Annotated in this window: 19 protein-coding genes; 5 read left to right on the top strand and 14 right to left on the bottom strand. The window is 58.8% G+C overall.

The window, feature by feature from the left end; translation table 11 throughout:
- Nucleotides 1-14 precede the first annotated feature (14 nt).
- Both V6N04_RS08645 and V6N04_RS08640 read right to left on the bottom strand, forming a co-directional pair.
- Nucleotides 15-3,797, bottom strand: a complete 3,783-nt coding sequence (locus V6N04_RS08645) for an efflux RND transporter permease subunit (RefSeq protein WP_371169748.1) — start codon at nt 3,795-3,797, stop codon at nt 15-17.
- A complete protein-coding gene (locus V6N04_RS08640; RefSeq protein ID WP_371169747.1) occupies nt 3,797-5,053 on the bottom strand; it encodes an efflux RND transporter periplasmic adaptor subunit in 1,257 nt (418 codons plus the stop codon). The genes V6N04_RS08645 and V6N04_RS08640 overlap by 1 nt, the downstream gene beginning before the upstream one ends.
- Before the next feature lie 223 nt (nt 5,054-5,276).
- Here V6N04_RS08640 and V6N04_RS08635 point away from each other — a divergent pair, with 223 nt between their 5' ends.
- The 4 genes from V6N04_RS08635 (at nt 5,277) to V6N04_RS08620 (ending at nt 10,963) form a co-directional block, all read left to right on the top strand.
- On the top strand, nt 5,277-5,912 hold the full coding sequence (locus V6N04_RS08635) for a hypothetical protein (protein WP_371169746.1): 636 nt from the start codon (nt 5,277-5,279) through the stop codon (nt 5,910-5,912).
- Nucleotides 5,913-5,975: 63 nt separating this feature from the next.
- On the top strand, nt 5,976-7,325 hold the full coding sequence (locus tag V6N04_RS08630; protein WP_371169745.1) for a PQQ-like beta-propeller repeat protein: 1,350 nt from the start codon (nt 5,976-5,978) through the stop codon (nt 7,323-7,325).
- Between the two features lie 60 nt (nt 7,326-7,385).
- Entirely contained in the window at nt 7,386-8,843 is a 1,458-nt protein-coding gene (der, locus tag V6N04_RS08625) for a ribosome biogenesis GTPase Der (protein WP_371169744.1), read from the top strand.
- A 161-nt stretch (nt 8,844-9,004) separates the two neighbouring features.
- Nucleotides 9,005-10,963 (top strand): bifunctional 2',3'-cyclic-nucleotide 2'-phosphodiesterase/3'-nucleotidase, encoded by a 1,959-nt coding sequence (locus V6N04_RS08620; protein WP_371169743.1) that lies wholly within the window; start codon nt 9,005-9,007, stop codon nt 10,961-10,963.
- A gap of 69 nt (nt 10,964-11,032) precedes the next feature.
- On the opposite strand, the gene V6N04_RS08615 is transcribed toward V6N04_RS08620, so the two are convergent.
- The 8 genes from V6N04_RS08615 to radA form a co-directional block, all read right to left on the bottom strand.
- Nucleotides 11,033-12,208 (bottom strand): LysM peptidoglycan-binding domain-containing protein, encoded by a 1,176-nt coding sequence (locus tag V6N04_RS08615; protein WP_371169742.1) that lies wholly within the window; start codon nt 12,206-12,208, stop codon nt 11,033-11,035.
- Nucleotides 12,209-12,328: 120 nt separating this feature from the next.
- Complete coding sequence (locus tag V6N04_RS08610; protein ID WP_371169741.1) at nt 12,329-12,982, bottom strand: protein-L-isoaspartate(D-aspartate) O-methyltransferase; 654 nt, start codon at nt 12,980-12,982, stop codon at nt 12,329-12,331.
- On the bottom strand, nt 12,979-13,776 hold the full coding sequence (gene surE, locus V6N04_RS08605) for a 5'/3'-nucleotidase SurE (protein ID WP_371169740.1): 798 nt from the start codon (nt 13,774-13,776) through the stop codon (nt 12,979-12,981). The genes V6N04_RS08610 and surE overlap by 4 nt, the downstream gene beginning before the upstream one ends.
- 100 nt (nt 13,777-13,876) lie before the next feature.
- Nucleotides 13,877-14,506 (bottom strand): class I SAM-dependent DNA methyltransferase, encoded by a 630-nt coding sequence (locus V6N04_RS08600; RefSeq protein WP_371169738.1) that lies wholly within the window; start codon nt 14,504-14,506, stop codon nt 13,877-13,879.
- 54 nt (nt 14,507-14,560) lie between these two features.
- On the bottom strand, nt 14,561-15,214 hold the full coding sequence (locus V6N04_RS08595; protein WP_371169737.1) for an SDR family NAD(P)-dependent oxidoreductase: 654 nt from the start codon (nt 15,212-15,214) through the stop codon (nt 14,561-14,563).
- Between the two features lie 60 nt (nt 15,215-15,274).
- The gene (purF, locus tag V6N04_RS08590) at nt 15,275-16,759 is read right to left on the bottom strand and encodes an amidophosphoribosyltransferase (RefSeq protein WP_371169736.1); all 1,485 of its coding nucleotides are present in this window, start codon (nt 16,757-16,759) and stop codon (nt 15,275-15,277) included.
- Nucleotides 16,760-16,918: 159 nt separating this feature from the next.
- A complete protein-coding gene (locus tag V6N04_RS08585) occupies nt 16,919-17,482 on the bottom strand; it encodes a CvpA family protein (RefSeq protein ID WP_371169735.1) in 564 nt (187 codons plus the stop codon).
- Between the two features lie 53 nt (nt 17,483-17,535).
- Nucleotides 17,536-18,903: a DNA repair protein RadA gene (gene radA, locus V6N04_RS08580; protein ID WP_371169734.1), complete on the bottom strand. Its 1,368-nt coding sequence runs from the start codon at nt 18,901-18,903 to the stop codon at nt 17,536-17,538.
- A 134-nt stretch (nt 18,904-19,037) separates the two neighbouring features.
- Here radA and V6N04_RS08575 point away from each other — a divergent pair, with 134 nt between their 5' ends.
- Complete coding sequence (locus tag V6N04_RS08575; RefSeq protein ID WP_371169733.1) at nt 19,038-19,787, top strand: VOC family protein; 750 nt, start codon at nt 19,038-19,040, stop codon at nt 19,785-19,787.
- Nucleotides 19,788-19,814: 27 nt separating this feature from the next.
- Here the strand turns inward: V6N04_RS08575 and V6N04_RS08570 are convergent, their stop codons facing one another.
- From V6N04_RS08570 to alr, 4 genes are all read right to left on the bottom strand, one after another.
- A complete protein-coding gene (locus V6N04_RS08570; protein WP_371169732.1) occupies nt 19,815-20,252 on the bottom strand; it encodes a paraquat-inducible protein A in 438 nt (145 codons plus the stop codon).
- 146 nt (nt 20,253-20,398) lie between these two features.
- Nucleotides 20,399-21,145, bottom strand: coding sequence for an ABC transporter ATP-binding protein (locus V6N04_RS08565; protein WP_371169731.1), 747 nt, complete (start codon nt 21,143-21,145; stop codon nt 20,399-20,401).
- Complete coding sequence (locus tag V6N04_RS08560; protein WP_371169730.1) at nt 21,142-21,927, bottom strand: MlaE family ABC transporter permease; 786 nt, start codon at nt 21,925-21,927, stop codon at nt 21,142-21,144. Before V6N04_RS08560 ends, V6N04_RS08565 begins: the two co-directional genes overlap by 4 nt.
- On the bottom strand, nt 21,924-22,973 hold the full coding sequence (gene alr / locus V6N04_RS08555) for an alanine racemase (RefSeq protein ID WP_371169729.1): 1,050 nt from the start codon (nt 22,971-22,973) through the stop codon (nt 21,924-21,926). The genes V6N04_RS08560 and alr overlap by 4 nt, the downstream gene beginning before the upstream one ends.
- Nucleotides 22,974-22,977: the final 4 nt, after the last annotated feature.

The raw sequence follows: 22,977 nt of genomic DNA, 5'->3' as shown, positions 1-22,977 counted from the left end.
AGCGATGCCGCGCGTTATTCCGCGGCTTTCAACGGGTTGTCGCCGCCAGGTTCTGGCATGTCCGGTTCAACGACGGGCATGGACGTCGTATCCGTGTCCTGAGGGTCCTCTTGCATCTCAGGGGAAGAAGCATCGGACTGATCGTTTGCACCGCTTGCGTCCAACTCTTCATCCGTGACCCACAAAAGCTCGTGCAGCGGTTGCTTTTTCGCGGCTTTCTCAAGCGCCATATCACGCGCATTTTGACCTGTCCGGCGGGCCAGAGCGCTTAGTGTCGTAACTGACCGATAGGCGCCCGCCGAGAGCCAGATCCTAAGGGCAAGCATGGACGGTGTGAAAACGAGCGTGAGCACTGTCGCGATACCAAGGCCAAAGACCACCGCGGTCGCCAGTTGCTTCCACCACAGCGCGGTTGGCGCGTCGATGGAGTAGCCGCCGTTGAAGAAATCCAGCGACAGGCCGAACATCATTGGGGCAAGGCCAGCCATCGTGGTGATCGTGGTCAGCAGCACGGGACGGATGCGGGCTTCGGCCGTCCGTGTGATCGCCTCAATCCGGGGCATATAGCGCGAATAATCCTGATAGGTGTCGATCAGAACAATGTTGTTGTTCACCACAATTCCCGCCAAAGCCACGATCCCGGTTCCGGTCATGATGATCGAGAAGGGCTGCCCCATCACCATCATCCCCACCAGCACGCCTGTGGTCGACAGAACCACAGCAAGCAGCACCAAAACCGAATTGTAAAAGCTGTTGAACTGCGCCAGCAAGATGATGAACATCAGCCCCAGTGCTCCGGCAAAGGCCTGTCCAAGAAAGGCTTGGCTTTCGGCCTGATCTTCCTGATCGCCCGTCCATTCATAGCTGACACCAGCTGGCAGCCCAGTCGTCTCAATCCAGGCGGTCAGCGCCTCGATCCGGTCGGCTGGGGTGACGGGGGTGCGGGTCAATCCTTCACCTTCATCGCTGGCCATGATCTTGTCAGCCTCGGTGGTGCTGACATATTGTTCGGCCCCATCGGGATCGGTCAGGCGCACGAGGTCGTCCTCGACCCCGGCTTTCACATCATAATATCGGCTTTGGTCGACGCGGTCGATTTGCGACAGGCTGGGGACCGGCGTGCGTGTGACAAAATTTGAAAGTGGGACAAGCCCCGTCGGCGTGCGCAGGCGCAAGTTGTCCAGTGTCGACAACACACGGTCGTCTTCGGGCAGGCGCACGCGGATCTCGATCTCTTCATCCGAACTGTCGACCCGCATCGTGTCCAAAAGGATGCCGTTGGTGACAAGCTGCACCATCCCGCCCACGGTGGCCACATTGGTCCCATAGCGTCCGGCCTCTTCGACATCCACTTTTAGTTCCCAATCAATGCCGGGCAGTGGCAGCGTGTCTTCGATGGCGGTCAGACCGGGCGTCGTGTCAAATTGGGCAACCGCAGCAGAGGCTGCGGCCTCGAGCGTTTCCCAATCGTCACCCTTCAGGCGTAAATGCACAGGCTTTGCTGAAGCCGGACCACGGTTGAGGTTCAGGACTTCGGTCTTGATACCGGGAATAGTGGCGAGCTTGTCTTCCAGCCGCGCCATCACCGCGTCCCCGTCGAACTCGGGATCAATCTCTGTGGTGGTGAAGGGGATGATGCCGAACAGGGGCGCTTCTTTCTCAATCGAGGGGCGGTCGTTCCACGCCACAAGCTCGATCTGCAACTGTCCGATTGCGTCGCGCGGGCCCGTAGCGCCGCCGGTGTTTTGGTTCAACCCGCCCTCACCGGCGAAGGCAAACACGCTTTCAATCCCTTTGGTCGACAACGCGATCTCTTCGGCCTTTTGGACCAGAACGTCCTTTTCAGTCAGGCTTAAGTTACCGCGCGCGCGGACATAGACGATGGCCTGTTCTGGTTCGCTGTCGGCGAAGAATTCGACACCCAGATTGTTGCGGCCGTACAGGGTGAAGATCGACATGACGAAACCGATCACCAGCGCGATGGCGACAAGCGGCATGATCGGATTGCCCGAGATGAAGTGGATCAGATGCCCAAACCAGCTGCGGCGATATCCTGCTCTGACGGTCTTTTCTTTTCTTTGCCAGCTTACCGCACCAAGCGTAACCGACGTGGCGGAGGCGCCGATAAGAAACAGCAAGGCACCAGGCAAGATCGACATTGCCCCCTCCATTGGGGGTACGCCTCCGAACAAATAGCCGGGGTTTAGAAGTTGAAATGCGGACAGGACCAATACGTAGAGCGAAGGCGGCACCAACGCGAGACGAAGCCAGATCGGAAAGCGGCGCAGCCCGTCCGACATGACAGCGAAAATGCGACTGATCCGCCCTGACACGCCGCCCACTACGGGCAGGTAAACAAGCGCGACCAGCAGTGACGCTGACAATACGAAAATAAGCGTTTTTGGAAGCCAGCCCATAAACTGGCCGGGGATACCGGGCCAGAAAAGCATGGGAAGGAAGGCACAAAGCGTTGTGGCGGTGGAACTGACGATGGGCCAGAACATCCGTTTGGCCGCCGCTGTGTAAGCTGCCATCGGCCCAACACCGTCGCGGATTTTCTTGTCGGCATATTCAACGACCACAATCGCCCCATCCACCAGCATTCCGACCGCAAGGATCAGTCCAAACATCACAATGTTCGAGATTGTGACGCCAAGCGCGCCAAATAGCGCGAAGGTCAAAAGGAACGAAGTCGGGATCGCGAAGCCGACCAACAGCGCGGGCCGCGTTCCAAGCGCGCCCAAAACGACGATCATCACAAGCGCGATGGCCGTGATCACTGAGCCCTCGAGCTGCCGGACCATGCTGTCGACCACATAGCTTTGGTCATTTGACGTGCCGACATTCACGGCCTGACGCAATTCTGGGGGCCAGCTTTCGCGCGTCTCGTCCACGACGGCGCGCACTTCCGCGGCCGTATCGATCAGGTTGAAGCCTTTGCGTTTCACCACCTGAAGCGCGACGGTTGTGTCGCCATTAAAACGGGCGGACCCCTCGCGATCCTCAAAAGTCAGGCGAATGGTGGCAAGGTCGCCCAGCGTGACGACGCTATCGTTGTTCACTTTCACCGGCAGGTCATAAATATCCTGCTCTTCGTCAAACGAGGAGGGGATTTTGATCGCAGTGGACCCAGTCGGTGTCTTGATGTCACCCGCAGCAATCAGTTGGTTGTTGTTTTGCACAACCTGGATCAATTCGCCCGCTGTGACGTTGTAGGCCTCAAGTTTCAAGGGATCGATTTCGACCTCAAGCATCTCATCGCGATAGCCGGCAAGCGAGGCTTCCAGCACCGCGTCCATACCCTCTAGCCGGTCCTGCAAATCGCGCGCCAGTCTGACCAGTGTGCGCTCGGGCACATTGCCGGTCAGGTTTACGATGATGATCGGAAATTCTGAGAAGTTGATCTCGTTCACCGAATAACTTTCGAACCCGGCTGGGAAGTTCCCCTCGGCCGAGTTCATTGCATCGCGCACGTCGGCCATAACCTTGGTCTTGTCCCAGCCGAACTCGAACTCAAGCGCAACCCCCGCGTAGTTTTCCGACGCTGTACCGGACATGGTTTTCAGACCATCAATGTCGGCAAGCTCGGTCTCCATCGGGCGGACCAGAAGCTGCTCGGCGTCGGCGGCGGAAATGCCGGGGAAGGGGACCGAGACGAAAAGGGCCGGAATCTCGATATCCGGTTCGCCCTCTTTCGGCAGGCTGACATAGGCGATCGCGCCGGACAGTACCGACAAGATCACGAAGGCTATGACCATCCGAGCCCGTTCAGCGGCCCAGTCGACAATGCCGATCATCAGTTTGGCTCCTGATAGGTGACAGCAACGGCGACCCCGTCATTCACGTAGTGATGGCCGATGGTGATCACGTCCGAGGTTTCGGGCAGACCGGTGATCCAGACCCCATCGACGCTGTCGCGGACCATCTGAACCGGGGCGAACCCGGCGGTGTTGTCAGCGTTCACGATGCGGACGCCAAGCTCTCCGTTATCGTCCAGCGTCAGGGCGCTTTGCGGCACCAGATGGGCCGGCAATCCGTTCCCGGTGATCACAACCTCGGCGGTTTGACCTGCGCGTATGACGGGTGCGTCGGCGGCTCGAAGGACTTCGACATCGATGCGGAAGGTGCGCGTCGCAGGATCGGCGGTGTCCGCAACATAGGCAACCTTCCCTGAAAGTTCCTGACCCGAGGCCAATCGTACCGACGCGGGTAATCCATTTCTGAGCTGATCAACCAGCAGTTCCGACACGAAGCCCACGACCCGCACCGGGTCATATTGAACCAGAGTGGCACATACCGCACCGGGTTGCAGCAGAGAGCCGATGTCGGCGCTGTCGGTTTCCAGCGTGCCGGGGAATGGCGCGCGGATGTCCAGCCGCTCAATCTCGCGCTCGGCTGCGGCAACGGCCGCTTCGGCGGATTGGATTACAGCGGCAGAGCTGGCAGCGCCGGATTGCGCCGAGATGAACCCGGCCCGCGCCGTTTCGACGGTCGCCTTCGAGTTTGCGACACGAGTGTCCGACGCAAAGCCGCCTTCGGACAGTTTGTTTGATGCGGTCAGGTTAATGGTCGCTTCATCCAAGCGTGCTTGGGCTTCGATTACGCGGGCTTCGGCTTCCGGCGCGCGCGCCTTAGCCTCGGCCAGTCGGGCACGGGCTTCGGCCAAGCTTGCCTCACGCGTGCCGCTATCCAGACGGCACAGGATGTCGCCCTCCTGAACCGTGCTGCCCTTCGCAATCTTGGACGAGATAACCTGTCCCGTTGTCTCGGCCCGAAGGTCGACACGGCGGTTGGCTTCTGTTCGTCCACGCAATAGCACCGGCATCTCGATTTCGCGGGCCGTGCTTTTCAGAACCACCACAGAGACACCATGTTGTGCTTCAGGATCAGCTTTCACGTCCTGCGGAGGGGCTTCAACTGCTGCTTCCGTGGATGTGGGTGCCTCTCCAGACGCGACCGCCCCTGAAAAGGAAAGCAGCGCATCACGTTGAAAAACAAGCATAAATAAACCCGCAACAACGATAAGTGCAGTCAGAATCGGAAAAAGGCGCATGTGACGTCCTGATCATCAGTAATATTGAAGCGGAGGATACGCAGAGTTCTGCTGGTGAACAAGCGCTGTGACATTGGCGTAGACAACTTAAGGCGCAATCGTGCGGGCATCCTTCGCCTGTCGTGACGCCTTTTCATTGGGCGACCCGGCCCGACACGCACCCCCTTGGCAATTGATCATCAGTCAGGCAAAAGGTAGTCAGTTTATGACCCGGAGGCCCAACGTGAGCGACACCGATACTTTCATTGATGAAGTGAGCGAAGAGGTTCGCCGCGATAAGCTGTACGCGATGATGCGCAAATACGGTTGGATTGCTGTGTTGTTGGTCGTGCTGCTTGTTGGCGGAGCGGCCTACAATGAATGGCGTAAGGCGAGCGAGCGCAATCAGGCGCAAGCGCTTGGCGACGCCATTTTATCCGCCGAAGATCAAGACGATGCCGCCGCGCGCGTGGCAGCCTTGTCGGATGTGGCGGCAAAAGGCGACGCGACCGCTGTCGTCAAGCTGCTTTCTGCGGCAACAGGTGACGGAGCGGCAACGACGTTGCAGGCGGTTGTAGACAATGCGGGTGTGGACCAGCTTTACCGAGACTTGGCGCAACTGAAGCTCGTATCGCTTCCCGGATCCGGTTTGGATCTGGAGGCGCGTCGCACGCGGCTAGCGCCGTTGGCTGTCGCAGGTGCACCGTTCCGGGTGTTGGCAGAAGAGCAACTTGCGCTGGTTGAAGTGGAGGCCGGCGAGACCGACGCCGCAATCACCCGCTTGCAGGCACTTTTGGTCGATGATGAGACCACAGGGGCCTTGCGTAGACGCGCATCTCAGTTGATTGTGGCGCTGGGTGGGTCGTTAGAGACATCCTGACCACCATGACCGGACAGGCCGTTCGGTTCGATAAGTTATTTTAGGTTCCTCGGGGGGCATATCGTGAAGCTGAAACATAGCGCCGGAATTTTGGTCTCGCTCAGCCTGTTGGGAGCATGCTCGCAACAGGAATACATCCTGCCTGGTGACCGTGAAGGGCTGCGTAGCCTGAACCCTCAAACCTTAAGTGCCGCCGAGATTGCAGCCGCTGAAGCGTCAGTCGAGGGCGGTGGGCGCGTCGATGCAGCACGTTCTATTTCCCTGCCTGCGGCTGTGAATCATGCAAGCTGGCCGCAATTAGGGGGCAGCGCGACCCATCGCATCCAACATCCGGCCTTGTCCGGTTCGCCAAAACTGCGCTTTGCGGTCTCTATCGGCAAGGGCAATGATCGCAAACATCGTATCACTGCCGACCCAGTCGTAGCAGATGGACGTGTGTTTACCTTAGACAGCCGTGCACAGGTTGTGGCCACGTCGACATCGGGTCAAACGCTTTGGTCGCGTGACCTGACCCCGGCTTCGGACAATTCTGATGACGCGTCTGGTGGCGGTTTGGCCTATGCGAACGGTACCGTATTTGTGACTTCGGGCTTTGGCTATGTCAGCGCTTTGGATGCCGCGACCGGCAAGATCAAATGGCAGCAAAAGATGGATGCTTCTGGATCTGGCGCTCCCTCGGTGTCGGGTGGTCTTGTCTATGTGGTAAGCCGCGACAACAGCGCCTGGACGATTGATGCCAACACGGGCCGCGTCAAATGGCGCTTGTCAGGTATCCCAAGCCAGGATGGCGTTGTGGGTGTCTCGTCCCCGGCGGTGACCAACCGTTTGGCGATACTGCCCTTCGCCTCGGGCGAGATCATTGCAGCCTTGAAAAAGGGCGGCGCGCGGGTCTGGTCAAGCTCGATCTCGGGTGAACGCGCGGGGCGCGGTTACTCTCTTGTCACAGACATCACTGGCGAGCCGGTCGTGAAAGACGGCGTGATCTATACTGGCAACCCAGTGGGGCGCACGGTCGCGATCAATATGTCCGGCGAACGCCTTTGGACCGCAAAAGAAGGCGCGGTCAGTACAGTGTGGGTGACCGGCGGATCAGTCTTCCTTGTCTCGGATCAGAACGAGCTTGTTCGATTGGATGCCAAAACCGGTGAACGTATCTGGGGCAAGAAGCTTCCATTCTACACCCAATCCAAGTCACGCAAACGCAAGGCAGTTTACACCAATTTTGGCCCCGTCTTGGCGGGCGGCAAGCTGTGGGTTGCGTCGTCTGACGGTGTGATGCGCGGGTTCAGCCCTGCGGATGGCGCATTGGTCGGACAGGTGGCAATCCCCGGCGGGGCGGCGACCCGGCCAGTGGTTGTGAACGGCACGGCCTATCTGGTGTCGCGCGACGGTAAACTTCTGGCTTTGCGCTGACGGATAAACCGTGTATGCGAGGCGCTTGACGTAACGCATGACTGTAAATCGGGGCGCGATATGAGCTTCACCCTTGCCATTGTGGGCCGCCCAAATGTGGGCAAATCCACCCTGTTCAACCGCTTGGTCGGTAAACGCCTGGCGCTGGTCGACGACCAGCCGGGTGTGACGCGCGATCTGCGCGAAGGCGAGGCGCGTCTGGGTGATCTGCGGTTCACTGTGATCGACAGCGCCGGTTTGGAAGAAGCGACCGACCAGAGCCTTCAGGGGCGCATGCGCCGCCTGACCGAACGCGCGGTCGAGATGGCTGATGCTTGTCTATTTCTTGTCGATGCACGGGCCGGCATTCTGCCATCAGACGAGGTTTTCGCCGACATTCTGCGCCGCAAGAACGCCCACGTTATCCTTGCCGCCAACAAGTCCGAAGGCAAAGCCGGAGAGGCGGGTTACCTTGAAGCTTTCTCGCTTGGTTTGGGCGAGCCGATCCGCCTGTCCGGCGAACACGGCGAAGGTATGGGGGAGTTGATGGATATCCTGCGCCCAATCTCGGAAGAGTTCGAGGAACGCGCAGCAGCAACTGCCCCCGAGACGAACGTTGATTATGACGAGGACGCCGACGAAGGCCCTCGCGTTCCGACGGTAGATCGGCCTTTGCAGGTGGCAGTTATTGGTCGCCCAAACGCTGGAAAATCGACTTTAATCAACAAGTTGCTGGGTGAAGAGCGCTTGTTGACAGGGCCAGAAGCGGGGATCACCCGCGACGCGATTTCGGTCCAGTTTGAATGGGGCGATGTACCGACCCGGATTTTTGATACAGCAGGTATGCGAAAGCGCGCCAAGGTGCAGGAAAAGCTTGAGAAGCTCTCGGTCTCTGACGGGGTGCGTGCGGTCAAGTTCGCCGAAGTTGTCGTGGTCCTTTTGGATGCGGCGATCCCGTTTGAACAGCAGGACCTTCGCATCGCCGATCTGGCCGAGCGCGAAGGTCGCGCGGTCGTGGTGGCGGTGAACAAGTGGGACGCAGAACCCGAAAAACAAGCGAAGATGAAAGAGTTAAAAGAGGCGTTTGAGCGCCTTCTCCCCCAACTTCGCGGAGCCCCATTGATCACCATCTCTGCCAAGACGGGCAAAGGAATGGAACGCCTGCAAGAGGCTGTTATGCGGGCCCATGAAATATGGAACCGTCGCGTGAAAACCGCTCAACTGAACGGTTGGCTGGCTGAGATGGTGTCGGCGCACCCGCCACCCGCTCCGGGCGGACGACGCATCAAGCTGCGTTACATGACGCAGGTGAAAACGCGCCCGCCGGGTTTTGTCGTGATGTGCTCGCACCCCGACAAGCTGCCTGAAAGCTACAGCCGCTATTTGGTCAATGGGCTGCGCGAAGATTTTGACATGCCGGGCACGCCGATTCGTCTGACCATGCGCGGGCAGGGGGATCAGAACCCCTATAAGAATCGCAAGAAGTCGACGCCATCGCGTTTGCGCAAACATTTGGGCAAGGGGCGCGCGGACGAATAGCGCGCCACTGGCAACCTCAACAGTTTGAAATCATTACACCTGTTGCACGCTTCGGTGGGCAGCAGCTGATCCCATGCGCGGAAGGATTGCATTCCGGGTCGCGAAACTGTCATGATGCTTGTCTAATCTAACAACGATAACAATTCCGAATGGAGGTCCTCATGTCCCTTAAACTTTCCCGTCGTGGATTTTTGGCAAGCACCGCCGGGCTTATCGCCCTGCATCCGTACTCGCTCTTGGCGTCCCCAAATCAGGCACATTTGCGGGTAATGGAGACAACGGACCTTCACGTTCACGTCTATCCCTATGATTATTATGCAGACCGCGAGAACGATCGCGTAGGACTTGCGCGTACGGCGTCTTTGATCAAAGGTATCCGCGCCGAGGCCACGAACTCGCTTCTGCTCGACAATGGTGATTTCCTTCAGGGCAATCCAATGGGTGATTACATCGCCTATGAGCGAGGTATGAAGGATGGCGATATGCATCCGGTTATCGAAGCGATGAACACTGTTGGGTATGACGCGTCAACTTTGGGCAACCATGAATTCAACTATGGCCTTGATTTCTTGATGAAATCATTGGCCGGAGCTGGGTTTCCGGTGGTCAGCGCCAATGTTGTGAAAAAGATGGGGGCCACCCCTTTAGAGGACGAAACCCTTCTACCGCCTTACGTGATCGTTGATCGCGAAATCACAACCGGCGGCGGCACCAAGCAACCCATCCGCATCGGGTTCATCGGTTTTGTACCGCCACAAATCATGAACTGGGATCGCCGCCATCTGGAAGGCAACGTACAGGCGCGTGACATTATCGAGGCAGCGCGGGCCTATGTCCCGCAAATGTGCGAAGAGGGCGCGGATCTTATTATCGCCCTGTCACACTCTGGGATTGGTGCTGCGGACGCGACTGATGGGATGGAGAATGCCTCGGTTCCGCTGGCGGCAGTCGAAGGGATTGATGCGGTTCTGACCGGTCACTCTCACCTTGTCTTCCCGTCGTCGACCTATGCGGATTTCGCCGGTGTGGATGTTGAGAAGGGCACCTTAATGGGTACGCCTGCCACGATGGGTGGATTCTGGGGCTCGCATATGGGCCTGATCGACCTGATGCTGGAACATGATGGCGGCGCGTGGCGTGTGGTTTCTCATACCTCTGAGGCACGGCCGATCTATAAGCGCAACGAAGATCGTTCGATCACCCCAACGGTCGAAAGCGATCAGGCGGTGCTGAAGTCGGTCGAAAAGGCGCATGACGAAACTCTGGCCTATGTGCGCCGGGCTGTCGGTAAGACCGAGGCCGCGTTGCATTCCTATTTCGCGCTGGTTGCGGATGATCCATCGGTACAGATCGTGTCGAACGCGCAGCGTTGGTATATCGAACAGATGATGAATGGGACTGAACATCAGCAGCTGCCGATTTTGTCAGCGGCGGCGCCGTTCAAGGCGGGTGGCCGTGGTGGACCGGACTACTACACCGATGTGGCACCCGGAGATGTAGCGATCAAGAACGTCGCGGATCTTTACCTCTATCCCAACACAGTACGTGCTGTGAAAGTGAATGGAGAGCAGGTGCGCGAATGGCTTGAACGCTCAGCCGCGATCTTTAATCAGATCGAGCCTGGGTCGAAGGACGCCGTTCTGTTGAACCCTGAAATGCCGTCGTACAATTTTGACGTCATTGACGGTGTCAGCTATCAAATCGACCTGAGCCAAGCGGCGCGTTACAACAAAGAAGGCGAGGTTGTTGCCCCGGATGCACACCGGATTGTTAACCTGACCTACGAAGGGAAACCCATTGATACGGAACAGGTTTTCATCATTGCGACCAACAATTATCGCGCTGGCGGGGGCGGTAACTTCCCGGGCGCTAAGGGTGATACAACTGTGTTTGAGGGCCCCGATACGAACCGCGACGTGATCGTGCGCTACATCGTGGAAAAAGGGACGATCAGCCCTGAAGCCGATGGGAATTGGAGCTTCGTTGCTATGCCAGATACCACTGTCATCTTCGAAACCGGACCGGCTGCGGCCAAGTATGCCGACACCATTGTTGGGGTGAAACTGGAAGAAGCTGGCCTGTCTGACGAAGGCTTTGCGAAGTATCGTATGACGCTTTGATCCTGACAGCGTGAATTAAAAAGGGGCGGTCCTGAACCGCCCCTTTTTTGATATACATCTGAACACCGATTAGTTCAGGTAAGGCATTGGATCGACAGGCTCCGTACCCTTGAAAACAAGGAACTGGATCGCGTTGTACTGGTTCTTGGATGCGGTCGCGATTTGCTGCCCGCGTTTCACCTTCTGGCCTTTCTTGACCTTGATACCTTCAATGAAGCTATAGGCACTTTGGGTGCCGTTGCCGTGGTCAATGACCACGATCTCTTCGCCTTCAACATCTTTGGACACCAAACGCACTGTGCCGCTTGCAGAGGCTTTTACGGGCGCGCCGGGTTTGGCTGAGACAAGGATGTACCCGGCCTTCTCTGCATCAAACAGGCTTGTGACCTTACCTGCGACGGGCAGGGCCATCCGCGACTTGCTGGCGGCGGTGCGGGTGTCTTCAAGCTTGGGTGAGGCCGGAGTTGCCGCCTTCGCCGGTGTTGCTTCGTTTTTCGGAAGCGGTTTGGCCGATGACGGGGGTGTTGGTGTTGCCGTCCCTTGGCCGGGCTCGCTGACGCGTGTCGGTGTTGCTTTGGTCTCGACGATGACCGGGATCAGCAGGAACTGCCCCTCGCGCACGGCTAGGTCTGACCCCAACCCGTTCCAATCTGCAAGCGAGCGGACCGAAACACCATAGGTGCGCGCGATTGAATAAGCGGTTTCACCACGTTTCACGCGGTGCTGGGTCGGCTGTTCACCTGAAGTAACCTGTGCTGCACCGGGTTTGGTCGTGCCATCGGCGCGGTCGATCGCGTCACCGGCCAACGTGGTGATGTCGATGCTGTCGTTTGGCTGGATCACGCCTGTCGCGGGTTCAGCCACCCGGCGGGGCAGGGCCAAAACCTCTCCATCCCTGAGCCGGTCGTCCACAGCCAGCCCGTTATACCGGGCCAGCTCTGCCGGGGCCATGCCGATGCGTCCCGCGACCTGTGCGACTGTATCGCCGGTTTGGGCCACCGCCACCTGATAGCTGGGATACGAGATCACACCGCGCGCATCCGCGCTGGGGCGGGCCGCCGTCGCGACGCTTTGAGCGGCCTGCGTGGTCGAGAACCCACCATCCGCAAAGCGGCGCATATCCAGATCGAAACCACCCGCGCAGGCGGACAGGCCCATCACCATACCCACCAATGTGGCGGAACGCATATGGCGCCGACGCGTCTGGCGCGGCGCACGCAATTGGGTCGTGCTTGAAGCTGACATTGCTCTTTCTTCCTCAATCCATTGGCCTGTTTTTAGGCTCTGGTTGCGACCCTTTCTGGGCCTTGTCACTGCTGCGTGGGATGATCCCACATATCCGGCGAACCGGTAAATTCTTCCGCGTCAGTCCTTCCCCAGCCCTTCAAGAAGGGGGACGAAACGCACCGGCAAAAGCTCGTCATAGTCAAAACCATCTTCGCCCCGCGTTACCTTGATCAGGCTTTGCACGGCATCAGATTGGCCCACCGGTACAATCATAATACCGCCAATGGCAAGCTGCGCCAAGAGGGGACCGGGCGGGTCCTCGGCGGCGGCGGTGACGATGATGCGGTCAAAGGGTGCTTGATCGGGCAACCCTCGCGACCCATCACCGGTGATTGGGGTGATATTTGGCAGGTCGAGCGCCTCGAACAACTCCCGCGCCTCGCGGACCAGTTTTTGGTGGCGGTCGACCGTATAGACCCGGCGCGCAAGCTTGGACAGGATGGCGGCCTGATAACCAGAGCCGGTGCCAACCTCGAGCACCTTGTCGCGTGGATTTATCTGCGCGGCTTGGGTCATCAGACCAACGACCGAAGGCTGAGAGATCGTTTGGCCGCAAGATATCGGCAAAGGCATATCCTCATACGCGCGTTCGGCAAAAAGCCCGCGTACAAAGGGGCCACGATCAATCTGTTCCATCGCGGACAAGACACGGGGGTTGGTCACGCCCTTGGATCTAAGGGCAAACAGGAACTGCATCTTGCGTTCGGCAATTTTCTCGTCGGCTTCGGTCATTCGAACAAAGCCCCTAGCTTGTCCAGATGATCGTGCGCCGTTAGGTCGGCGCGCATCGGTGTGACCGAGACATAGCCTTGAAGGTTCAGGGTCAGGTCCATGCCCGGTGACGACGGATTGGCCTGCGGGCCGCCCTTGATCCAAAGGAATTTGCGCCCCGAAGGGCTTTGCTGAGCTTCGATGCCGAAGAACGCGTCGTGGCGCCACCCTTGTGGCGCGGCCTTGGTGCCCTTTACCAACTCCGCGGCGCAAGGTGGGAAATTCACGTTGTAAAACAAGCGGTAATCGGCGCTGTGGTCCCAAGGGGCGTCGGTCAGGAGGCGGCGTACGATATCGGGGCCGAACGTCCGGGATGCCTCGAACACACTGTCCAATCCCATCGTGCCTTTGCCCATGTACTGTGACAGGGCGATGGCGGGCAGGCCCTGCAATGCGGCTTCCATTGCAGCACCCAATGTGCCGGAATAAAGCGCGTTCTCGGCCGAGTTGTTGCCCCGGTTCACGCCTGAAATCACCAGATCCGGTCGCTCCGGCATCACATCGTATAGGGCTGCGATGACGCAGTCCGCCGGGCTACCCTCAGCCGCAAAACGGCGCGGGCCATGTTCGGCAATCATAAAGGGATGGGTGTAGGAAATGCAGTGACCTACGCCAGATTGTTCGAATGCTGGAGCGACGGTCCAAATCTCGGCCTGTTCGCCCGCCAGTTCCAATGCAACCTCTTGCGCGATGGCCTCGGCGACTTTCAGGCCCGGCGCGTTGATCCCGTCGTCATTGGTGATGAGAATGCGCATCGATTGCCCGCTTTCCTGAAGTCTTTTTCTTTCAATAGGCCAGGCAAAGCCTTGCAGCAATGGGTTTCTGGTATCTCACAAGTCAAGCTGGTGGGCGTGTTCAAGAGGCGACATAACCCATGGACGTGCGTGATGGTGGCCCTTTTTGAAATGGAACGCGGGTGATCTGGGAAAACCCTGCACCATGCAACAGGTCTTCGACCTCTCTTGGTCGATAAGCCTTGTGGCCCCATTTCCACCGAAGGATCGCCGTACACCAATGCGGTTTGCTGACAGAAAGTGCCAATTTACCTTGTGATGTCAGGCGACTGCGCAGCCACGTTAAGGCGCTTGCAGGATCGTCCAAATGCTCGATCACATGGGCGCAGAGCACGGTATCTACACCGCCATTCGCAATATTCTGCGAACCGATCCCATCCTGGTGACATGTCACTGGGACGTCATATGGATGCAGAAGCGTTTCGGCCCGGCGCAACATTTCCTGTGACGGGTCCAGAAGGTGCATGTGTTGCGTTGATCGAGATCGTGCCTTCAAAAATGCCTCGGCGAACGCACCAGACCCGCAGCCAACGTCCAACACCTGTAAGGCTGAACTGGGCTGCGGCAACGCGTCCACGAGCCGTGCATATGCGTCGCCGTAACCAAGCTTCATGATCGAAGCATGCCATTTCGGTGCGGCATCATCATAGCTGCGGTTCAGGTCGTCTGACGTGATCGGAGTATAGGCCATGAACCTATCATCCGCAGTTTGACCGTCGGATCAAGCCCGGCCCCCGGGCTTTGCCTACAACAGACCTGCTTCTGACAGAATGCGGTGCGCTTCGTCTGCGACAGGGGCAAGGGTGCTGCGATCCTCGCCCGGGAAAAAGCGCGTGCGCATGGCGGTGGCCAGCGGTTTGGGCTCTGCAACGATGACGCGCGGTCCCAGTCGGGCATTCTCGGCGGCCCAACTGCGGATCAATGCCATCTGCGCGGCCTTGGTCGCACCGTAACCCGCGAAAAACTTTTCACCTGCGTGATCGTCGGCAAAGAAAAGGGCGGTGCTGTCATCTGTCATCAGCGCGTTCACGAACTGGATCAGATAACGCGTGGCTTCGACATTCGTGTTCAGCGCCTGTGTCCAGCCTTTGTCATCCAGACCGGGTGTGGGCATCAGGGCAGGGCCATAGATCGCCGTATGCGCCCAGACATCCACGCCCCCCCACCGGTTATGGATCGAGCGGCAAAGATGCGCCATTGCGTCCTTGTTGGTGATGTCCATCGGGGCCAGCGTGGCCGATCCACCCTGCGCTTTGACCTTGTCGTCCAACTCTTCCAACGCGCCAGTGGTGCGGGCCACGGCGACAACGTGGTGGGTCTTGGAAAGCTCAAGCGCGAGAGCAGCACCAAGGCCGCGCGACGCCCCGGTAATAAGGGCGATTTTTTGGGTATCTGTCATGAGGACCTCATGTCATCTAACGGTGAGGCAGGCAATCCCCAAGCGAACCGGGCGCTTGCGTCACTCTGCCGCCTGCATCTTGAACCCCTGCTCGATCTTGTCCGCTGGCGTCACAGGATACTCGCCGGAAAAACAGGCGTCGCAATACTGCGGACAACCCTTGTCGCGGCCTTTGGCTTCGCCAACCGCGCGATATAGGCCGTCGAGCGAGATGAATTTCAGGCTGTTGACCTTCAGGTGTTCACACATCTCGTCTTCGGTCATGTTCGCGGCAAGCAGCTTGTCGCGTTCAGGCGTGTCGACGCCATAGAAACAGGGCCACGCGGTGGGTGGCGAGGCGATGCGGAAATGCACTTCGGCCGCACCTGCATCGATGAACATGTCTTTGATTTTCTGCGTCGTGGTCCCGCGCACGACGCTGTCATCGACCAGTATGACCCGTTTGCCTTTGATCAGCGCGCGGTTCACGTTCAGCTTCAGACGCACGCCCATGTTGCGAATTTGCTCGGTCGGCTCGATGAAGGTCCGGCCCATATACTGGTTGCGGATGATGCCCATGGCGTAGGGAATGCCGCTTTCTTGGCTATAGCCAATGGCCGCAGGTGTTCCGCTGTCGGGAACCGGGCAGACCAGATCGGCATCGACCGGGTTTTCGCGCGCCAGCTCCACCCCGATTTGACGACGGGTTTCATAGACGGACGCGCCGCCAATGATGCTGTCGGGCCGCGAGAAATAGACATGTTCGAAGATGCAGAACTTTGACGGTTGCGGGCGGAACGGGAAGGTGCTGTCGACTTTGCCGTTCGAGATAACGACCATCTCGCCGGGTTCAATCTCGCGCACAAGTTCGGCGCCGATGATGTCGAGCGCACAGCTTTCTGAACTGAGCACCCAACCTTCGCCCAAGCGGCCCAGCACCAGAGGACGAACGCCATGCGGGTCGCGCACACCCATCAGTTTGGTGCGCGTCATTGCCACGATTGAGAATGCGCCTTCAACGCGGCGCAGCGCGTCTTCCATCCGTTCGGGGATGTTACGTTGCAGGGACCGAGCCATCAGATGAATAATGCATTCGCTGTCTGACGAGCTTTGGAAAATCGAGCCACGTTCGATCAGTTCTTTGCGTAGGGCAACGGCGTTGGTGATGTTGCCGTTATGGGCAATCGCCGCGCCGCCCATCGAGAACTCGCCAAAAAACGGCTGCACGTCGCGAATGACAGCGCCTTTCGATCCGGCGGTGGAGTAACGCACGTGGCCGATAGCAAGCGGACCGGGCAGGGTCTCCATCACGCTGGCTTTGGTGAAGTTGTCACGCACATAGCCAAAGCGGCGGGCAGAGTTGAAGCCCTGTTCGGGATCGTGGCAGACGATGCCGCCAGCCTCTTGTCCGCGGTGTTGTAGGGCATGAAGACCGAGGGCGACGAAGTTGGAAGCGTCTTTCAGCCCGATCACGCCAAAGACCCCGCATTCCTCTTTTAGTTTGTCGTCATCAAATGGATGCGCGGGAGGCATGGATGGGGTAGCAGCAGACGAGGTGTCGGACATAGCAGCGAGCTCCGATTCCGTGGCGTTGGCCCTCTCTTACTGGACGCGCTTCGTCATGTCATCAAACTATCACAATACACGCGGTGTTTTCTGAGCTGCGGGTGTCCAAACGCAAAACGCGCCCGGGAAGGGCGCGCTTTGAACATCACTTTGGATAGTTTATTGTGCCGGGGCCGTGCAGGAATTCACCAGCTCTTCGTATTTTCCGACGATCCAGCCCGGAGCGTCCTCGGGGATCTGTTCGTTGATCCGATCCTGCGTGCGGGCGAAAATCTTGGCTGTGCGGCTGTCGTCGACCATGGCAATGGTGTCTGTTGTCACGATGCGGTCATAGACGACCAGCGCAATGGCAACCAACACCAGCCCACGCAGCACGCCAAAGACAAATCCCAGGGCCTGGTCCAAGCCACCCAGGGCCGAGCGTTGCACGGCCGAGGAAAACAGGGGTGTAAAGATTGATACAACCACCAGGGCCACGGCAAAGACACCTGCGAAGGACGCAATCATGGACAATTCGCAGCTGTCAGCGATGAAATCCTTCAGAACCGGGATCTCTTGCACCAAGGGCAGCGCGCGGGGCGCGAAAATATAGGCCAATACGGCCGCTGCGATCCATCCGAGGATGGACATGCCTTCGCGCACAAAGCCGCGCGAATAGGCCAGAATGGCCGAAATCAGGATGACCGCCGCAACGATCCCGTCAATCAAGGTAAAGCCTTCCATGTCGTCTCACTTCGGTTCGGATCATTGCCCGCAACCGTCCCTATTCGTGGAGCTTATCCGGCCCCGAAAATCTCTCCGACAAACCCTGTCAGGTCTGCCATCTGCTGTATCTTTAACCCAGCACCCGTGCCGGTCTTGCTGCGCGTGGGCGCAATTGCGGCGGTGAAACCAAGTTTTTGCGCTTCTTTCAACCGGTTTTCGGTCTGGCCGACGGGGCGCAGGGCACCTGATAGACTGATTTCGCCAAAAACCACAGTCTCTTTTGGGATTGCCGCGTCCTCGCGCGCAGAAAGTAGCGCCGCCGCCACAGCAAGGTCGGCGGCAGGTTCGGTTATTTTCATGCCACCAGCGACGTTTAGATAGACGTCGAGACCTGCAAAGGGGATGCCGCACCGGGCTTCCAGTACCGCTAGAATCATTGCCAAGCGTCCCCCGTCCCACCCCAGAACTGAACGGCGGGGTTGGGAATGAGGTGAGGGGGCGACTAGGGCCTGAAACTCGACCAGAACGGGCCGTGTGCCTTCAATCCCTGCAAAAACGACCGAACCGGGGGCTGGGTCTTCGCGGTCAGACAGGAACAGGGCCGAGGGGTTCAGGACTTCGGACAGGCCCTTGCCTGTCATCTCGAACACGCCGATCTCGTCCGCAGGGCCAAACCGGTTCTTAACGGCGCGCAGGATGCGGAATTGGTGGCCGCGTTCTCCTTCGAAATAAAGCACCGTGTCGACCATATGTTCGACCACGCGCGGGCCAGCGATTTGGCCTTCTTTGGTAACATGGCCCACGAGCACGACGGATATCCCGCGTTTTTTGGCAAACGTCGTCAGCTCATGCGCAGCGGCGCGGACCTGACTGACCGACCCGGGGGCGCTGTCCACATTGTCGGCCCACATGGTTTGGATCGAATCAATGATCGCAAGCGCCGGACGCTCGGTGTCAAGCGTCGTCATGATGTCGCGCAGGTTGGTCTCGGCGGCCAGTTTAACCGGCGCATCGGCCAACCCCAACCGCTGGGCGCGCATCCGCACTTGGGCCGAGGCTTCCTCGCCCGAGACATAGATCGTGGGCAGGCCTGCTTGTGTAAACCGTGCTGCGGCTTGCAGCAGCAAGGTGGACTTGCCGATGCCGGGATCGCCACCGACCAGAATGGCCGATCCGGGAACAAGCCCACCGCCAAGAACGCGGTCCAGCTCGCCCATGCCGCATTCGGTGCGGGGTGGCGGCGCCTCTTCGGTGGACAAATCGGTCAGGACGATCGACGACCCGCGCTTGCCACCCAAGGATTTCGAGGCAGGACCAGCGCTTAGCGGTGCTTCTTCAACAATCGAATTCCACTCGCCACAGGCCTCGCACCGGCCAGACCATTTGGTCGAGGACGCGCCGCAAGCGTTACAGGTGTAAGATTTCTGAGCTTTTGCCATGGGCCGTTTGTGCATGGTTGGCCGGACGGGTGCAAGACCTCCGTCGCGCGAGGGTTTTTGGTATCAATGCACGCGCATCTCGGCCACCATAGGATACGCTTTGCGGAAAAGGTTTTTGACACGAAGGATATGACTTGCCCAAGCTTGACCGCCTAACACTGCGCACGGCCGACCCCGCGCGGCTGACCGAATTTTATCGCGACATTTTGGGGATGCGCGAACTTGGCCCATCTCACTTTACCTATTCGGATGCCGAGATGTCTGTGTTCTTTGAACAGGCGCAAACGGGTGATTATACCCCGGCTGCGGATGACCTTTACTGGAAAATCGCGATTTCCGTACCTGATCTTGATCTGGCCTATGATCAATTACGCGCAAAGGGTGTGGACGTTCCGCCCCCAAGACAGTTTCGTGATGTGGGCTACCTAACAAACTTCACGGACCCGGACGGGTTTGGTATCGAACTGATACAGCACGGGTTTCAGGGAGAAACCAGCCCCGTGCCCACCGATCCGTCCTTGTTGGGGGGCGGGCCGTGTTTGAACCTGCTCACATTGCGGCATCATGACATCGCGTCCGTGGAACGGCTCTGCGCTGATCAGCTTGGAATGCGCCCGCTTTCGGTGCAGCCGGTCGAACCTTATGGGTTTACGCTTTACTTCTATGCCTTCACCGACGAGGTCCCGCCAGATCATGATCTTACAGCAATCGCCAACCGGGGCTGGACCTATCGCAGACCCTATACCGTGTTGGAGGTGCAGCATGTTCATGCAGGCCATGCCATCCAACACGCGGACCCATCCAAGCCCGGATATTTTGGCGCCAATGTGAAGGGCGTTGCCATTCCTTCGGGCAATCCGCTTGGGCTCTTTGGTGGGGAGTAGATCGTTAGGGGGTCGTGTCTTTCGGATTCAGGCGCGTTGGCGCTTTGCCGTGGCGAATGACAACCCGATGGAGGCCAGAACGCAGGCGGTGAACAGATAAAGGCCCCACCCAGTCTCGATCTTCGCCAGTCCGATACCCTTAACCAGCACGATATAAAGCGCGATCAGGAAGATGTCGGCCATCGCCAGCTTGCCCAGAATGTTGAAGATTGGCAGCATCTTGCGGCGCATCATGCCAAACTGGATCAACGCCAAGCCCAGGACCTTCATGATCGGGGCAAAGACGGCGAAGAAGGTGACCAGAAGGGCAAGGATCACATCCGTGTCCCACAGCGCTTGCAGGCCCGAAATCACACTGACTTCTTTCAGGCCAAAGAGCGGCAGGTTGATGCCTGCCCGCATGAGCGGGGCGAACCATGCGATAGGGAAGGCGATGAGGAGGGCGAGGTTGAGGTATTTCAGCATGAGGAAGAAGTTAGAACCTAATCATTTGGATTCAATGCTTGAAAAAGAACGGGGAGGGCAGGGTCTGACCGCGGGCGGAAGCGAAGCGCCCGCCCTTTGGGGGCGGTCGGGCGCTGCCCGGCGGTGCCGCCGGGTAAATGAGCTACCTACCGCACCGCCTCAATCGGCCCCTCAGCGCTGCCCGAGATGAACTGCGCCACATAGGGATCACCAGACGCGTCCATCTCGCCCACAGGCCCAGTCCACTGGATTTTCCCGTCATGCAGCATTGCGACCTTGTCGGAGATCACCCGTACGGACGTCATGTCGTGGGTGATGGTCATGGCGGTGGCGCCCATTTCGACGACGATCTCGCGGATCAGGTCGTTGATGACGCCGGACATGATGGGATCAAGGCCGGTGGTGGGTTCGTCAAAGAAGATGATCTCGGGCTCGGCGGCGATGGCGCGGGCAAGGCCGACGCGTTTTTGCATGCCACCTGATAGCTCGGCAGGAAACAGGTCGGCCACGTCCGGTGTCAGGCCCACACGGCGCAGTTTCTCAATCGCGATCTCACGCGCCTCGGCTTTTGGTCGGGCCAGTGATCCGCGCAGCAGGCGGAAGGCGACGTTTTGCCAGACCGGCAGGCTGTCGAAAAGTGCAGCCCCCTGAAAGAGCATCCCGAAGCGTGCCAGAAAGGCGTCACGCTCGACGGTCGAAGTGTCCTGACCATCCAGTGTGATAATGCCCTGATCTTGCGTCATCAGGCCAAGGATGCACTTCAGCAGGACGGATTTGCCGGTGCCGGAGCCTCCGATGATCACCATGCTCTCACCACGATTGATCGTCAGGTCGACGCCATCCAAAACACGTTTGGAACCAAAGGCTTTATGGACGTTGTTCAATTCAATCATGTGGCAAAGAAGAAGCTGGTGAGAAGGAAGTTGGCGGCGAGTATCATGACGGCTGCGGCCTCGACTGATGTTTTGGTGGCACGGCCCACACCTTGTGCGCCGCGGCCGGAATTCATGCCGTGATAGCAGCCCATGACGGCGGCGATGAAGCCGAAGACAGCGCCTTTGACAAGCGAGGACACGATATCGGCGGTTTCAAGGAAGTTCCATGTGTTGGTCAGGTAAGCGCCGGGGGCGAAGCCCAATTGCTTGGTGCCGACGATATAGCCGCCCATGATGCCGATGATGTCGCCGATCCCAACAAGCGCGGGCACGACAAGGATCGCGGCCAGCACGCGCGGCGCGGTTAGATATTTCATCGGATGGGTCGACAGGGTGACGAGCGCGTCGATCTGTTCCGTCACTTTCATCGTCGCAACCTCGGCCGCGATGGAGGACGTGACACGCGCGGCAATCATAAGACCCACAAGCACCGGGCCAAGTTCGCGCACCATGCCGATGGCGACGATTTGCGGCACCACGGCCTCGGCCGAGAACCGCTGCCCGCCAGAATAGATCTGCAAAGCCAAAGCCGCACCGGTGAAAATCGCGGTCAGGCCGACCACCGGCAGGCTGAAATAGCCGACGTTCAAAAGCGCGTTCAGAAACTCGCGTGGATAAAAGGGCGGGCGCACGATGTGACTAAGCGACTGGCCAGCAAAGATTGCAACCCGGCCGACCATGGCCAGAAAGCCAAGCGTGGCGCGGCCCAGAGCCGCCAATGGGTAGGTGAGCGCGTTCATCCGCGACCTCTCGCATAGTAGCGAGCATAACGCGCGCCAAGCTGTGTCAGGACTTCATAGCCGATTGTGCCGGCGACGTCAGCCAAATCATCAGCGTTTTGTTGCGTCCCCAGAAGGGTGAGCGATTTGGGGATCTCGCGCAGGTGCGTCACATCTACGGTGATCAGGTCCATAGAGACGCGTCCAAGGATCGGGCAGGGCGTGTCTTCGTGAAACATGACCGCTTTGTTTGATATCTTACGCGATATGCCGTCCGCATAGCCGCCGCAGACAGTCGCCACGCGGGTTTGATATTCAGCGACCCAAGTGTTTGAGTATCCTACGCTTTCACCGGGGGCCACATCACGTATCTGCACAACAGGCAGGTCCAAGGACACCACAGGTGCCGCCGCATCAAAGGGCAGCCCCCCATAAAGACCGATCCCGGGGCGTGTCAGGTCGAAGTGATAGTCCGACCCCATCAGGATGCCACCTGTGGCGGCAAGGCTGCGTGGAACGTCCAACCCCTCGGTCATTTCGTGGAAGGTTTCCAACTGTTGCCGGTTCATCAGATGTGTCGGTTCGTCCGCACAGGCCAGATGGCTCATGATCAGGCGCGGGTTCTGGGCGACGATAAGCTCGCGAAGCGGCCCCCATTCAGCGGCCTCCATCCCAAGACGGTTCATCCCCGTATCAAGCTGGATGCCGAACGGGTGACCAGGCAGGGCTTCGAAATGGCGGGTCAGTTGATCGACCGAGTTCAGCATGGGCACGAGGCCCAGATCATGGATCATATCGGTGTCGCCGGGCATGTGGCCTGCGAATACGCTGATCTCGGGTCCGGGACCGAGTGCTTCACGAAGCGCGGCGCCTTCCTCGGGAACGGCCACAAAGAACCGGCGCGCACCAGCGGCGGCCAACGCGCGCCCAACTTTGCCAACGCCGAGCCCATAAGCATCGGCCTTGACCACGGCTGACGTCTGCACGCCCTGGTCGCTTTTTGCATCCAGCGCCCGCCAGTTGGCGGCCACTGCATCCAGATCAATGGTAAGTCTGCCTGTACTCATAAAA

Source organism: Aliiroseovarius conchicola (assembly GCF_041403445.1).
Classification (GTDB): domain Bacteria; phylum Pseudomonadota; class Alphaproteobacteria; order Rhodobacterales; family Rhodobacteraceae; genus Aliiroseovarius; species Aliiroseovarius conchicola.
This window is presented reverse-complemented; position numbering and strand designations above follow the sequence as displayed.

Bases quoted from the DNA above. Each gene is read 5' to 3' on its own strand.
- V6N04_RS08570 (WP_371169732.1), bottom strand. From the start codon at position 20,252: ATGCTGAAATACCTCAACCTCGCCCTCCTCATCGCCTTCCCTATCGCA.
- V6N04_RS08585 (WP_371169735.1), bottom strand. From the start codon at position 17,482: ATGGAAGGCTTTACCTTGATTGACGGGATCGTTGCGGCGGTCATCCTG.
- V6N04_RS08595 (WP_371169737.1), bottom strand. From the start codon at position 15,214: ATGACAGATACCCAAAAAATCGCCCTTATTACCGGGGCGTCGCGCGGC.
- surE (WP_371169740.1), bottom strand. From the start codon at position 13,776: ATGCGCATTCTCATCACCAATGACGACGGGATCAACGCGCCGGGCCTG.
- V6N04_RS08640 (WP_371169747.1), bottom strand. From the start codon at position 5,053: ATGCGCCTTTTTCCGATTCTGACTGCACTTATCGTTGTTGCGGGTTTA.
- V6N04_RS08615 (WP_371169742.1), bottom strand. From the start codon at position 12,208: ATGTCAGCTTCAAGCACGACCCAATTGCGTGCGCCGCGCCAGACGCGT.
- purF (WP_371169736.1), bottom strand. From the start codon at position 16,759: ATGTCCGACACCTCGTCTGCTGCTACCCCATCCATGCCTCCCGCGCAT.
- radA (WP_371169734.1), bottom strand. From the start codon at position 18,903: ATGGCAAAAGCTCAGAAATCTTACACCTGTAACGCTTGCGGCGCGTCC.
- V6N04_RS08565 (WP_371169731.1), bottom strand. From the start codon at position 21,145: ATGATTGAATTGAACAACGTCCATAAAGCCTTTGGTTCCAAACGTGTT.
- alr (WP_371169729.1), bottom strand. From the start codon at position 22,973: ATGAGTACAGGCAGACTTACCATTGATCTGGATGCAGTGGCCGCCAAC.
- V6N04_RS08620 (WP_371169743.1), top strand. From the start codon at position 9,005: ATGTCCCTTAAACTTTCCCGTCGTGGATTTTTGGCAAGCACCGCCGGG.
- V6N04_RS08560 (WP_371169730.1), bottom strand. From the start codon at position 21,927: ATGAACGCGCTCACCTACCCATTGGCGGCTCTGGGCCGCGCCACGCTT.
- der (WP_371169744.1), top strand. From the start codon at position 7,386: ATGAGCTTCACCCTTGCCATTGTGGGCCGCCCAAATGTGGGCAAATCC.
- V6N04_RS08600 (WP_371169738.1), bottom strand. From the start codon at position 14,506: ATGGCCTATACTCCGATCACGTCAGACGACCTGAACCGCAGCTATGAT.
- V6N04_RS08645 (WP_371169748.1), bottom strand. From the start codon at position 3,797: ATGATCGGCATTGTCGACTGGGCCGCTGAACGGGCTCGGATGGTCATA.
- V6N04_RS08610 (WP_371169741.1), bottom strand. From the start codon at position 12,982: ATGACCGAAGCCGACGAGAAAATTGCCGAACGCAAGATGCAGTTCCTG.